Source organism: Myxococcus dinghuensis (assembly GCF_024198235.1).
Taxonomy (GTDB): Bacteria; Myxococcota; Myxococcia; order Myxococcales; family Myxococcaceae; genus Myxococcus; species Myxococcus dinghuensis.
In genome coordinates, this window is record NZ_JAKCFB010000009.1 from 230,102 (window position 1) to 241,851 (window position 11,750).

Consider the following 11,750-nt stretch of genomic DNA (forward strand, 5'->3'; position numbering starts at 1 on the left):
GGCTCAGGGTCCCTGCACCGGGATGCTCCCCTCCTGGAGATAGAAGGGATAGACGAGGTTGCTGCGCGTGTTCGTCCGCGTGATGACGTACGCCACGTCGATGGTGAGCTGTCCCTCCACCGACGCGGTGTGCTGCACCGTCACCGACTCCACGGTGATGCGAGGCTCCCAGTAGAGGATGGCCTGCTGGACGTAGTCCTGGATCTGCCGCGTCAGCGTGGTGTTGATGCCGCGGAAGACCATCTGCCGCAGCTCGCACCCGTAGGTGGGCAGCATGACCCGCTCACCGAGCGAGGTGGACAGCAGCACCCACAGGCTCTCGCGGATGTCCGCGTCGTCGCTGACCATGAGCACGCCGCCCAGGCTGCGAGAGAAGGTGGGCGGGAAGCTCCAGCCGGTGCCGAGGAAGGAAGGCGTCTGCGTGGCCATGCGCCTCAACCTCCAATCTGCACGGTGGGGAAGCCCAGGACGATGGTGCCGCCGTGGACCGTCTTGTCTCCCATCCGGGCCGCGGGCATCCCCATGATCTGGACGGTGGTGGAGCCCTTGGCGATGGCGTCGGGCGGCCCCACGCAGACGGCGAGGTCGCCGACCTTCGCGGCCGGCAACCCGCCGATGAGCACGGTGGGCGCGCCCGGCCCCGCGATGGGTCCCCCCACGTGCGGAATGGGCGAGGGCACCGCGGGCGTGGACAGCGGGCACTGGTGGAAGTCGGTGAGGCGTGCGGCGGGAGGCATGGGCGTCCTTTCCTTGGGACGACACTCAGTTGATCTTCACCATCGAACCGCGCACGGTGAGCATGCCGCTGGAGGTCAGCTCGGCCTGGGCGCTCCCGCTGGCGGAGAACTTCATCGACGCGGTGTGGGCCACCTGCACGCCCTTCACCGTCACGTTGCCGGTGGCCTCCAACGACAGGTTCCCGCCCGCCGCCACCGACACGTTGCCCTTGGCGCTCACCTTCAGGTTGCTGGCGCTGTCCAGGGTGACGCCGCTCTTGCCCAGCACCAGGCTGTTGCCGGTGCTGTCCTTGAGGGTGATGGCGCCGGACGTGTCGTCCAGCTCGAGCAGGTGGCCGCCCGGTGTCTTGATGGAGACGACCTTCTTCTCGTCGTCGAAGGACAGCTCCAGCTTGCTGCGGGTGACCACCGCCTTGCGCGTGTTCTTCTCGTCGGGCGGGGACGGCGTCGCGTGCTGCTTGCCGTACACGGCGCCGAGGATGACGGGGAAGCGCGGGTCCTCGTTCATGAAGCCCACCACCACCTCGTCGTCCACCTCCGGGTAGAACAGCGCGCCCACGCCGCTGGACGCGTAGAAGGTGCCCAGCCGCGCCCACACGCCCTGGCTCGGCTCCTGGAGCAGGGGCAGCCCCACCAGCACGCGCAGCTCACCCTCGGGGTCCCTGGCCACCTGCTTCACGATGCCCGTCTGCAGGCCCTTGATGGGCGGGAGCTGTCCGGAGGCGTCCGGCGCGGCGATGTCCTGCGTGTCGGCGGTGTACCAGCGCGCGGACAGGCCGAAGTCCACGGACGTCAGCCACACCCCGTCCTCGATGTGGTGGTGCACGCCGCTCATGAAGGCCGCGCCGTTGAAGCGGGGCCCCAACCCGCCCAGCTCCAGCATGGCGCCCACGCGCGCCAGCGCGCTGCCATGGAACCGCACCGTCCCGCGAATCTTCGACAGCTTCGACTTGAGCAGCTCCGCGGACGCCCACGCCTGGAGGTCCCCGGGCTGGAGCTCCGCGCCCGTCTGGAGCGCGACCTTCTTCGCCCCGAACACCTGCGAGAGCCGCGCGGACGTCACGTTGCCCTGCTCCTTCACGGACACGGCGCCGGGCCCCGACTCGAGCAGCTTCTGCGTCGCCGCGTCCCAACTGATGCCCTTGATGGCGGAGGCGTCGTACTGCGTGGTGGCGTCCAGCTCCGTCTGGAGGTCCAGGATGGACTCGCCATACTTCACCGCCAGCACCGGGGCCTTCGTGGTGTCCGGCTTCGTCACCACCACCGCGCCCCCGTCCGCCATGACGAGCAGCCCGTTGAGCTGCGCGCGCGTCACCATCAGGTCCCAGTCGGTGGCGTAGTACTGGACCACCTCCGGGTGGACGACGGAGGTGGCGTCCACCGTGCCCGACAGCCCGTTGCGCGACAGCAGCTTCTCGATGAGCGCGCTGTCCTTCACCTTCTCGAAGAAGCCGCTCTTGCGCTCCAGCGTCATCTTCAGCGCCGCGTCCGTCAGCTCCACCACCAGCCTCGAACCCGACGCGGTGTCGATCTCCAACCCCTGCCGGCACACCACGCCCTCGAAGATGACCGTGTTCTTCCCGTCGTAGCCGGCGGCGATGCTCACCTCGGCGCCGGGCAGGAAGGTGTCCGTGGCGCTGATGGGGAACGTGCCCGTGGCGGCCTCGCCGTCGAAGAGGACGAGCCGCGCCCGCGGCAGCTTGTTGACCGAGAGCCACGTGTCCACGGAGATGACCTGGTACGTGGCCGGGATGCGTGTCCCGTTGGACGTGATGACGAAGGTGGACCGTGCCCCCTCGTTCGTCAGCGGCGAGGGCGTGCTCATTCCAGCGCCTCCCGCAGCGGGGGGAACAACAACTGCGTGCCCACGGTGAGCTGGCGGAAGTCACTCAGCCCGTTCACGCGCGCCACGTCGACGTACGGGGTGCTGGTGCCGTAGATGCGGTAGCACATGAGCGGCAGCGTGTCGCCCGCCTGCACCGTGCGCACGTGCGTCAGGTCCGGGGAGTTCATGCGCGCCTTGAGCGCCAGCTCCACCTCGTCGTTGTAGCCGAGGAAGGTGCCCTTGGCCCGGGCGCGCAGCGGCGTGCCGTCGGGCTTGAAGAGCGTGTAGCTCATGCTCAGCTTCGACAGCTTGCACTTGAACAGGAAGGTGCCCCAGGACAGCTTCAGGTAGTTGGGGCTGTGGATGTTGCCGTTGTAGGTGAAGACCAGGTTCTTGAACTTCGCCACCTGCTCGGCGATGCCGTCCTCGGTGAAGGGCATCAGCCCGGGCAGGGGGCTGGGCACCACGCCGGTGCCGTCGAACACCAGCTCCAGCTCCACGGTGTCGGGGGGGATGCGGTTGAACTCCGACGAGCCGCCGCTGCTGCCCTGTGCCTGCACGTCGTTGTACTTCACGCAGAACGTGTGCGAGTACGACGCCGGATTGATGTACACGACGTAGCGGCCCACCTCGGACGTGAAGTCCGACTTCTGGTAGGCGATGACCATCATCTTCTCGAGGCTGCCGGAGAACCCCATCGCTAGCGCTCCTGTCGGGCCCTGAGGACCTGGAGGACGCGGCGCAGGCACTCCTCGACCAGCGCCTGCCGCTCCTTCTTCTCGTCGGAGCAGCCGCAGTCACCCACGGGCGTGCTCGGCGTCTCGGGCCCGGCCGCGTCCACGCCGTCGCGCACGCGGAGCTGGATGCCGATTTCGTTCACCTCCAGGGGCATGGGACGCGCGCCTCAGGTCAACCGGGCGGTGAGCTGGGCCAGCTTCACGGCCACGGAGGCCGGACTGCCCAGGTTCACCCGCTCGAAGTAGTTGTAGGACAGCTCCAGCGACTCAGTGAGGATGCCGTTCTCCTGCGAGCGCATGGGCGACACCTCCCAGCGCAAGGGCCACGCGTTGACGAAGCCCCAGGCGACGAGCGGCAACCCCTCCTCGTTGAGCAGCAACACGAGGATGTTCTGCGGCAACAACGGCAGCGAGAGCCCCGAGCCCACGCTCTGGCCGAACCACTCCGCCAGGAACGAGTCCCGCGTCACCACGCCCCGCTTGAGCACCAGGTTGGAGTACTTGGCGGGCTTGGGCAGCTTGTGGGTGAAGCGGTTCTCTCCCCCCTCGGCGACGTCCTCCGTCTCCCAGTGCGCCTCGATGCCGGAGACCTCCTGGAAGGAGGCGTCCAGGTCGCTCGCCGCCGCCAGCAGGGTGGCGGAGCCGAGCAGGGACACGCTGAAGTAGAACGCCGGAGGTGGATAGTACGGTTCGGACATGGCGCGGGCTCGGGGCTCGGGGGGCTACGGCGCGGCGACGACCAGCGTCTCGAAGGCGACCTCGAGCGTCTCCACCGCGACCTCGTTGCCCTCGGACTTCAGGTCCGTGCCGGACAGCTTCGTGGGCCACGCGTTGTTCAGCGTCCACGTCATCTTCGGCGCGCCCTGCTCATCCAGCAGACTGATGATGACCGTCCGCCGGTTGATGGTGTTCATCTTGATTTCGTTGTACCAATCCCAGAAGCGCGCATCGTTGACGAAGATGCCCTTGCGCAGCCGCACGTTGCCCACCTTCCCCAGGCCGGGCATCTTGATGGGATAGAAGCTGGGGCTGTTTCCGTGGCGGTACTCGATGACCTGCGTCTCGGTCTCGAGTCCGTCGACCTCCTGGAAGCTGACGGACGTGTCGTCCCCCAACTGGACGGAGAAATAGAATTTCGGCAACGGCCAGATGTCGTTCTGGACTTCTCCTGGCATGACGGTGTCTCTCTTTCAGGGTTGGATGTGTGGGATTGAAGGGGATGGGAGCGGGCGGGCTACGCGCTGGCGCCTTCCATCTTCTGCTTGAAGGTCAGCTCGATGAATTCTGCCGGGCGGATCATCTGCAGGGTGACCTGCACGACCATGTAGCCCTCCAGCACGTCCTGGGCCGTCATGGTGCTGCCCAGGCCGCACTCCACGCTGAACGCGTCCGACGCGGTGGCGCCCAGCAGGCCGCCCTGCGACCACAGCCCCTGCAGGAAGCTGGACACCATGGAGACCACCGACGCCCAGGTGTTGCCGTCGTTGGCGGCGAACACGAAGCGGTCCAGCGCGCTCTTGATGGACTGCTCCGCGTAGACGAGCGTGCGGCGCACCTGGATGTAGCGCCAGTCGTTGCTGTTGCCGTCGAGCGTGCGCGCGCCCCACACCACGGTGCCCCGGCCCACGAACTCGCGCAGGGCGTTGATGGCCTTGCCGTCCACCGGGACGTTGAGGTTCTCCTGCTGCTCGTTGTTGAGCTTGAAGGTGGTGCTGGTGACGCCGGCGAGGCTGACGTTGGCCGGCGCGTTCCACACGCCCCGGTTGGCGTCGTTCCACGTATAGACGCCGGCCAACGCGCCCGTGGCGGGCAGCACGTCGTCCTTGCGGGAGATGATGCGCAGCATGTCCGCCAACAGCGGCAGCGCGGCGGTCAGGTTCTGGTTGAGCGCCTGGATCTCCGCCGGGTCGGTGAGCGTGCCGATCTTGGCGATGTCCGCGTCCACCGCCGTCTTGCGCGCGGAGTTGTTGGCGTAGAGGTTGGCGCTCTCCAGCTTGAGGATGTCCTGGAGCTGCTGGTCCGTCTTGATGTTGGTGTAGTCGAAGTCGCCCGCCTCCTGCACGTTGGTGTGCAGGAAGGGGAAGTAGGCCATGCCGTAGTTGAGGAACTTGCTGCCCACCAGCCCGCGGAACTCCGACTCCACCGTCTCCAGCGTGGTCTGGGTGACGGTGGCGCCGCCGTACACGTCGAGCAGCGCGACGCGGTCCTGGAGCTTGCCGCACTGGTTGAGCATGGCGGTGGCGACGGTGCCGTAGTCCGCGGACGTGGCCAGGTTCACCGCGTCCGGCACGACGAGCATGGTGGGCCCCACCTGCTCGGCGATGATGTTCAGGCCGTCCACCAGCTTGGGGGCCTCCAGCGGGTCGCTGTAGCCACCCACGGAGACGACGTACGCGGTGCCGCCGCCGTTGGCATAGAACAGGCGCAGGCTGTTGAAGAGGATGTACTTGGTGCCCGCCGTGGGGACCAGGTCGTAGTACTTCCAGGTGGAGGTCGCCGCGTCGAGCACCTTGAAGTCGTAGCCACCGGACTTCTGCTTCGTGGTGTCCGTGACCTCGGTGAGGTTGAACGTGGGGTCCGGCGCGCCACCGAAGATCTGCTCGTAGTCCGCCAGCGAGCCGATGCGCACCGGCGTGTTGGGGATGGGCTTGCCGCTGAGCGTGGCCGTCTGGGTGTAGCCGATGAAGGCGGGCACGGCCGTCTGGATTCCGACGACCGAGGGTGGGAAGGCGTCCAACTCCGTGACGTAGACGCCGGGGGTCTTTCGAGCGGCTTTGATGGGCATCGGGCTTCTCTCTTCCGGGTGGGCTGCGGGGTTCAGAGGTTGAGGTAGATGTCCGAGTAGTCGTGTCGCTCGGACGCTTTCGGGGACGGGGGGTGGCCCGTGGGGCGCGTGTCGATGGCGCGCCCGGGGGGCGAGCCCTCGCGCGGGAGCACCAGCGCGGGGCTGGCCACGGGGACGCGGGCCATGAGCGTGCGCTCCGGGCTCCCGACGCGTTGGGCGCCGCGCAGCTCGAAGCGGAACGTGGAGACCTCCTCCAGCGGGAGCTCCGCGTCGGCGATGAAGCGGTAGGCCGCGCCCGCGCCGGCCACGTGCGCCGGAGAGGGACCGGAGAAGGTGACGCCTCCGGACGTCGCGGTGTCCACGAGGTCGAGCGCCTCGTAGCGGACGCCCGGTGGTGGGATGGCGTAGTAGATCCAGCGCGTCTGGCGCCGCTCGAAGCGCAGCTCGAGCTCGAGCGGGACGATGCGCGCCAGGTCCACGCCCTGCTCCAGGTCGCACACGGGATACAGCCCGGAGGCGGACGCCTCCGGCTTGTCCAGCAGCAGGTTCACGAAGCACAGCGGCGTCGGATAGGGCTGGGTGTAGACGACGGTGTCCGTGTGCAGCGTGCGGCCGGCCCGGTCCTCCTGGCGGATGACGTAGCGCCCCTCGGGCAGCGAGACGAGGTCCAGGTAGGCCACCCGGCCCAGCCGCTGCTCGAGGTCCGGGGGCCGTGCGTGCGCGCGGCGCGCCTGGACCTGCTCGCAGGTGACGAGATAGGGCGCCTGCTTCCGCAGGAGTCCGACGGGGATGCTGCAGGGCTTGCAGAGCACCGGGGCGCCGGCCAGGTTGTCGACGACGACGCGGTCGACGTCCTCGCTGACGAGCACGACCTGGAGCTGGGCCTGCACCACGCGCAGGCCGCTGGCGGCCGTCACGTGCGAGCCGGGGTTGAGCAGCGCGGGGGGCGTGAGGGCGCCCTCGCAGTGCAGCCCCTGGTCCGACGACTCCGGCGGCGCGTCCAGGAAGTGCGCCTGGGTGTTGTCGAAGTAGAGGTTGGTCTGGAGCGGCTGGAAGTCGCTGGGCAGGTCGGTGAGGTTGACGAAGTAGGGCGTTTCGGCGACGAGCACGAACGACAGCCAGGACCACTCCCCCTCGCGATGCCGGCGCGCGAGCGCGGAGAGCAGCTGGTCCCGGCGGTTGAAGTCGTACAGGACGGAGAAGCGCCCCTCCTCCTGGAGGAAGAGCAGGCCCTGGTCCCGCATCCAGCCCCGCGTGGCGGCGGTGGGGGCCCCCACCAGCGCCCGGCAGCGTCCCTCGGAGGCGTTGAAGTACGTGTGGCGCAGGTCCACCGTCATCAACCGCTCGTAGGCGTAGCGCCGGGGACGGGTCTCCGCCTCGCGCGCCTCCGTGACGGGCTCGGGGGGCGTCACGGGGCGAGGCAGGTCCTCGCGCCGCAACTGCGAGGGGCCGTGGAGCAGGTGCTGGTGGGCGCGGTGCGGCAGCTTCATGGCCGCTGCTCCTGGGGCTCGCCGGGCGTCTCCACGCCCTTGGCGGCCGGGACCTGCGCCTGCTGCGCCGGGCCGCGATAGGGAATCATCCGGACCTTGTAGAGAACGGACGGCAGGTACTTCACGCCGGCCAGGCCCATCAGGTGGTTGAGGCCGAGCAGGTCGAGGTTGGTGAACTCGAACGTGAGCTTGTCGATGTCGGCGTGCAGGCCCGGCAGGGTCTGCTGCGTGAACCACGGCGTCTGCTGGAAGTAGCTGATGACGAGGGAGATGGTCTCCAGCGCCACCGGGTACGCCTGGTCCGTGAAGTTGGCGTAGAACAGGACGTAGAGGTCGATGTACAGCGGCGGGGCGACGATGCCGTACGTGTCCTGCGACACGGGGACGTTGCGGTTGTAGGTGCTGATGATGGTCTCGTGCTGCAGGTTGGCCAGGAACATCACCACCGCGTTGCTCGCCGTCGCCGCGGCGTTGCCCTGGTTGTCCTCGAGGTTGGACAGCACGACCCACGGCTCGTTGCGTGGCGCCGGCTCCGCGTTGCGGATGAACTCATCCAGACGTTGACGGATGAGCTCGAGGGTGGACCCAAGCTTTCCCAAGGCAAAGCCTCTCATGCGCGTCCCGCGGACGCGTGACTCGTTCTTCGTGGGGTGAGACCCGGAGGGCCGCCGGGAGTATTCGCGAGCGAGAATCCCGAGGATCCTTCGCCCCTGCCGCAGTCAATCCCTGACGAGTCGTGTATCTCGCGGGATGATCAAAACAGTAACAGGGACTCGCGGTGTGTCAACCGGGGTGGGTTTGTATGACTTGCCGGGGAGGGTGTCTGTTGAAACTTTCGACGTCTGTCTTTGCCTCGGGCCCGGGGATACTGAGGGGAGGGGCCCGCGGTCGGAGCGGCGTCGGACGCGGCGGGTCCTCTCCCTTGACGGGCGCGGGCCGCCGCGAACGGGCGCGCCCGGGAGGACCCGCCAGGTCCGGACGGAGGTCACGCGTGGAGGCGGGCCCCGGAGGTCGGGTGGACGGCGGAGGTGGGTACGCGAGGCGCCGACACCGCGCGGGCCGGATTCTCGGCCTCGGGCGCGATTTCCAGGCGCTGGAACGAAAGAAGCCGCCGAGTGACTCGGCGGCTTCGGGGGCTGCGGGGAGGTGACTGCCGGCTCAGGCGAGCGCGGCGGCGTCCAGGCCCGCGTCGGACATCAGGAGCGTCAGCTCCGCCTTGAGCTTGTCCTTGGCGCGGATCTCCAACTGGCGGGCGCGCTCGCGGGAGAAGCCGAAGTGGTCGCCCAGCTCGCTGAGCGTCATCTCCGAATCACCCATCACCCGGTGCTCGATGATGAAGCGCTCGCGCGGGTCCAGCCGGCGCAGGGCCTTCTGCACCAGGTCGCGGGTGAGGCCCGCCTGCTGCCGGTCCGCGACCTCGTCCTCGTGGGAGGCGGAGGAGGACTCGACGAAGTCCAGGTGGGTGGCGTCGCCGTCCTCGCCCACGGGGGCGTCGAGCGACAGGTCGCGGCCGCCCATGCGCTGCTCCATCTCGCGCACCTCGGAGGCCTTCACGTTCAGCTTCCGGGCGATCTCCTCCGCGTTGACGATGCTCGCGTCACCGGCGCCCATGCGCTCCAATTCGCGGCGCGTCCGGGCCAGGCTGAAGAAGAGGCGGCGCTGCGCCTGCGTCGTGCCCAGCTTCACCAGGCTCCAGTTGCGCAGGATGCAGTTCTGGATGTACGCGCGGATCCACCAGACCGCGTAGGAGATGAGCCGGATGCCCTTGTCCGGGTCGAACTTCTGCACCGCCTTCATCAGGCCGATGTTCGCCTCCTGGATGAGGTCGGACATCTTCAGGCCGTAGGAGCGGTACTCGTAGGCCACCTTCACCACGAAGCGCAGGTTGGACGTCACCAACTGGTGGCCCGCCATCAGGTCGCCCTTGCGGAAGCGCCGCGACAGCTCCTGCTCCTCCGGCTGCGTCAGCAGCGGGTACTGGTTGATCTCCGAGAGGTACGTGGAGAGGGAGTCCGGGGAAGAGGTGTGGGAGGAGTCCTGCATGGCGTCTCTCGGGGAAGGGGGACGTTGAGCGCCGCGTCGTCGCGGCACGGGCAGGCTCCTTCGCAATGCGCATGCCATGGACCCTCGAATGCGTTCCCAAGTGAATACGCGCATTTGCATCAGCGGGAGGGGGTGCTTATGGGTGCAGCCCTTTCCTTTTTACAGGGGGGCCTCCGAAGACTCTTCCGGATGTCGGCCCGCGAACGCGCCGGGGCCGCCCGGGCGCGGGCCGCCGGACGAGCCCCTGGCTGTGTGCCCACCTCCTCCGCTCGCCCGCATCGTCCCCACCTTGGTGGACCTGCACCTCGGGGCCAGGGAGACGAATCATGGTGGACGTGTTCCGACTCCTCGCGGTGTCGGCGGTGGTGATGGGGGCGTCGCAGACGATTGCTCGCGAGCGCATCTTCGCCCCCTTCCGCGAGCGGCTGGGTGGGCGGGACACGTGGTGGGGCTACCTGGTGTCGTGCCCCTACTGCGTCTCCCACTACGTGGCCTTCCTGCTGGTGCCGTTGACGGGGACGTACGGCGTCGACGTGGTGGTGGGCGGCTGGCCCGGGCTCGTGCTGCGCTGGTTCCTGTCGTCGCTGCTGGTCACCGTCGTCGCGGCCTTCTTCCGCGTCCTCTTCTGGTTCGTGGACGAGAGCCAGGGGCTGGTGCGGCGGCGGCAGAAGACGGAGGACGAGGAGACCGCGACGCGGCGGCTCGTGCGGCGGCGGGTGGAGCGCAAGGTCGCCGCCGAGGACGGGGGGCCGTTGCCGCCCCCGCCGCCCTCGCCCCATTGAGGCGGCGCGAGGGGCCCGCTTCTCCTGTCATTCCAGGCGGTTCCGCCCCCTCCCCGGGAGGCGCCGCCACCGAGGGTGAAAGGAAACGCGTACATCGGCTCACCCGGGACGCAACTTCGGCCCGTCTGGTGAGAAAATGGAGTCAAACGCCCAGCACCCCCATGGGCGGGAGCCCTTCCGCATGAGCACCATCGACCGTAGCCGCAACGCTGTTGCCCCCACCACGACGCGCGCCGCCTCGACTGCCTCGCTGAAGAACCCGGTGAGCGGGGTGGTGGACGCGGTGAAGAACGGGGTGTCCGAGGGCGCCCGCCTCCTGGAGATGGGCAAGGACATCTTCCAGTCCACCCACGTGGCGGAGCTCAAGAAGCTCTTCGGCGGCGACACGAAGCCGGACCGGGTGAACGACGGCAAGTTCGTGGGCGCCAAGGGGCAGACCTTCCCGCCCGGCACCGCGCTGAAGGACATCCCGGGCGTCACGCCCGCCAACAACCCCAACCCGTCGAAGACCGTCCTCTACGTCAACGGCATCCTCACGCCGCTGGCCACGCAGCAGCACGAGATGCAGGCGGTGGCGGACAAGTCCGGCGCGCGCGTGGTGGGCATCCACAACGCGACGCAGGGCGCGGTGGCGGACCTGGCCCAGTGCCTGACGGACAAGCTGGACAAGGGCAAGAACCCCGCGGTGGACACGCTGGCGGACACCGTCTACGGCGAGCTGAAGGCGGGCCGCGAGGTGCACCTGATGGGCTACAGCCAGGGTGGCCTCATCACCGCCCGCGCGCTGTTCGACGTGCAGCGCCGCCTGCGCGTGGAGGACGGCATGTCCTCCGCGCAGGTGGAGAAGCTGATGGGCAAGCTGAGCGTGGAGACGTTCGGCGCGGCGTCCACGCGCTACCCGGACGGCCCCAAGTACGTGCACTACGTCAACAACGCGGACGTCGTCCCCACGCTGACGGGCCTGGGCGGCAGCTTCGACCCGCTCGCCTTCGCGAAGGACGCGGGCAAGGGCGCGGTGGTGCACCGCTTCACCGACGGCGGGCTCAACCCCGTCGCCAACCACATGCTGGACTCGCTGTACCTGAAGCACCGCGTGTCCTTCGAGGACGCCCGCGCCGGCAAGTTCTAGCGCGGGGTCCGTCGTCGCCCCTGTGGCCGCGCGTGTTCAGCGGCCCGGGGGCTTCAGGTCCGCGGGGAGCCCTCCCGTCCTGGGCGGGCGCTCCAGCGCGCCCGGTCGTTCCAGCGAGGTGGGGGTGCCCGCGTCCTGGGGGGCCACCTTGGGTGCGTCGTCCGAGCAGGCACACAGCGACAGCGCCCCTGCGAGCGCGATGACGTAGCGGAGCATGGTTCC

14 protein-coding genes are annotated in these 11,750 nt (G+C 68.7%); 2 read left to right on the forward strand and 12 right to left on the reverse strand.

Annotation, left to right across the window (positions count from 1 at the left end):
- Window positions 1–3 precede the first annotated feature (3 nt).
- From LZ198_RS15540 to LZ198_RS15590, 11 genes are all read right to left on the reverse strand, one after another.
- On the reverse strand, window positions 4–429 hold the full coding sequence (locus tag LZ198_RS15540) for a GPW/gp25 family protein (RefSeq protein ID WP_253972740.1): 426 nt from the start codon (window positions 427–429) through the stop codon (window positions 4–6).
- 5 nt (window positions 430–434) lie between these two features.
- On the reverse strand, window positions 435–737 hold the full coding sequence (locus LZ198_RS15545; RefSeq protein ID WP_253972741.1) for a PAAR domain-containing protein: 303 nt from the start codon (window positions 735–737) through the stop codon (window positions 435–437).
- 25 nt (window positions 738–762) lie between these two features.
- Window positions 763–2,562 carry a type VI secretion system tip protein VgrG gene (gene vgrG / locus LZ198_RS15550; RefSeq protein ID WP_253972742.1) on the reverse strand — a complete coding sequence of 600 codons (1,800 nt, stop codon included), beginning with the start codon at window positions 2,560–2,562 and terminating at the stop codon, window positions 763–765.
- A complete protein-coding gene (locus tag LZ198_RS15555) occupies window positions 2,559–3,260 on the reverse strand; it encodes a CIS tube protein (protein WP_253972743.1) in 702 nt (233 codons plus the stop codon). Before LZ198_RS15555 ends, vgrG begins: the two co-directional genes overlap by 4 nt.
- Before the next feature lie 2 nt (window positions 3,261–3,262).
- The gene (locus tag LZ198_RS15560; protein ID WP_253972744.1) at window positions 3,263–3,454 is read right to left on the reverse strand and encodes a DUF5908 family protein; all 192 of its coding nucleotides are present in this window, start codon (window positions 3,452–3,454) and stop codon (window positions 3,263–3,265) included.
- A gap of 12 nt (window positions 3,455–3,466) precedes the next feature.
- A complete protein-coding gene (locus LZ198_RS15565; RefSeq protein WP_253972745.1) occupies window positions 3,467–3,997 on the reverse strand; it encodes a phage tail protein in 531 nt (176 codons plus the stop codon).
- A 24-nt stretch (window positions 3,998–4,021) separates the two neighbouring features.
- The gene (locus tag LZ198_RS15570; RefSeq protein ID WP_253972746.1) at window positions 4,022–4,474 is read right to left on the reverse strand and encodes a phage tail protein; all 453 of its coding nucleotides are present in this window, start codon (window positions 4,472–4,474) and stop codon (window positions 4,022–4,024) included.
- Window positions 4,475–4,533: 59 nt separating this feature from the next.
- Window positions 4,534–6,084, reverse strand: coding sequence for a phage tail sheath family protein (locus tag LZ198_RS15575; RefSeq protein WP_253972747.1), 1,551 nt, complete (start codon window positions 6,082–6,084; stop codon window positions 4,534–4,536).
- 32 nt (window positions 6,085–6,116) lie between these two features.
- A complete protein-coding gene (locus LZ198_RS15580) occupies window positions 6,117–7,574 on the reverse strand; it encodes a hypothetical protein (RefSeq protein ID WP_253972748.1) in 1,458 nt (485 codons plus the stop codon).
- Window positions 7,571–8,173, reverse strand: coding sequence for a DUF4255 domain-containing protein (locus LZ198_RS15585; protein WP_253972749.1), 603 nt, complete (start codon window positions 8,171–8,173; stop codon window positions 7,571–7,573). Before LZ198_RS15585 ends, LZ198_RS15580 begins: the two co-directional genes overlap by 4 nt.
- Before the next feature lie 559 nt (window positions 8,174–8,732).
- Complete coding sequence (locus LZ198_RS15590; RefSeq protein WP_253972750.1) at window positions 8,733–9,617, reverse strand: RNA polymerase factor sigma-32; 885 nt, start codon at window positions 9,615–9,617, stop codon at window positions 8,733–8,735.
- A 326-nt stretch (window positions 9,618–9,943) separates the two neighbouring features.
- Between LZ198_RS15590 and LZ198_RS15595 the strand changes: the two genes are divergently transcribed.
- Both LZ198_RS15595 and LZ198_RS15600 read left to right on the forward strand, forming a co-directional pair.
- Window positions 9,944–10,399 (forward strand): hypothetical protein, encoded by a 456-nt coding sequence (locus tag LZ198_RS15595; protein ID WP_253972751.1) that lies wholly within the window; start codon window positions 9,944–9,946, stop codon window positions 10,397–10,399.
- A gap of 181 nt (window positions 10,400–10,580) precedes the next feature.
- On the forward strand, window positions 10,581–11,528 hold the full coding sequence (locus tag LZ198_RS15600; RefSeq protein WP_253972752.1) for a hypothetical protein: 948 nt from the start codon (window positions 10,581–10,583) through the stop codon (window positions 11,526–11,528).
- A gap of 36 nt (window positions 11,529–11,564) precedes the next feature.
- Here the strand turns inward: LZ198_RS15600 and LZ198_RS15605 are convergent, their stop codons facing one another.
- A complete protein-coding gene (locus LZ198_RS15605) occupies window positions 11,565–11,744 on the reverse strand; it encodes a hypothetical protein (protein WP_253972753.1) in 180 nt (59 codons plus the stop codon).
- Between the last annotated feature and the right edge of the window lie 6 nt (window positions 11,745–11,750).

What these genes read in the sequence shown, in the direction of transcription:
- LZ198_RS15560 (WP_253972744.1), bottom strand. Translation starts at nt 3,454, where the DNA reads ATGCCCCTGGAGGTGAACGAAATCGGCATCCAGCTCCGCGTGCGCGAC.
- LZ198_RS15540 (WP_253972740.1), bottom strand. Translation starts at nt 429, where the DNA reads ATGGCCACGCAGACGCCTTCCTTCCTCGGCACCGGCTGGAGCTTCCCG.
- LZ198_RS15590 (WP_253972750.1), bottom strand. Translation starts at nt 9,617, where the DNA reads ATGCAGGACTCCTCCCACACCTCTTCCCCGGACTCCCTCTCCACGTAC.
- LZ198_RS15600 (WP_253972752.1), top strand. Translation starts at nt 10,581, where the DNA reads ATGAGCACCATCGACCGTAGCCGCAACGCTGTTGCCCCCACCACGACG.
- LZ198_RS15545 (WP_253972741.1), bottom strand. Translation starts at nt 737, where the DNA reads ATGCCTCCCGCCGCACGCCTCACCGACTTCCACCAGTGCCCGCTGTCC.
- LZ198_RS15555 (WP_253972743.1), bottom strand. Translation starts at nt 3,260, where the DNA reads ATGGGGTTCTCCGGCAGCCTCGAGAAGATGATGGTCATCGCCTACCAG.
- LZ198_RS15595 (WP_253972751.1), top strand. Translation starts at nt 9,944, where the DNA reads ATGGTGGACGTGTTCCGACTCCTCGCGGTGTCGGCGGTGGTGATGGGG.
- vgrG (WP_253972742.1), bottom strand. Translation starts at nt 2,562, where the DNA reads ATGAGCACGCCCTCGCCGCTGACGAACGAGGGGGCACGGTCCACCTTC.
- LZ198_RS15565 (WP_253972745.1), bottom strand. Translation starts at nt 3,997, where the DNA reads ATGTCCGAACCGTACTATCCACCTCCGGCGTTCTACTTCAGCGTGTCC.
- LZ198_RS15580 (WP_253972748.1), bottom strand. Translation starts at nt 7,574, where the DNA reads ATGAAGCTGCCGCACCGCGCCCACCAGCACCTGCTCCACGGCCCCTCG.
- LZ198_RS15605 (WP_253972753.1), bottom strand. Translation starts at nt 11,744, where the DNA reads ATGCTCCGCTACGTCATCGCGCTCGCAGGGGCGCTGTCGCTGTGTGCC.
- LZ198_RS15575 (WP_253972747.1), bottom strand. Translation starts at nt 6,084, where the DNA reads ATGCCCATCAAAGCCGCTCGAAAGACCCCCGGCGTCTACGTCACGGAG.
- LZ198_RS15570 (WP_253972746.1), bottom strand. Translation starts at nt 4,474, where the DNA reads ATGCCAGGAGAAGTCCAGAACGACATCTGGCCGTTGCCGAAATTCTAT.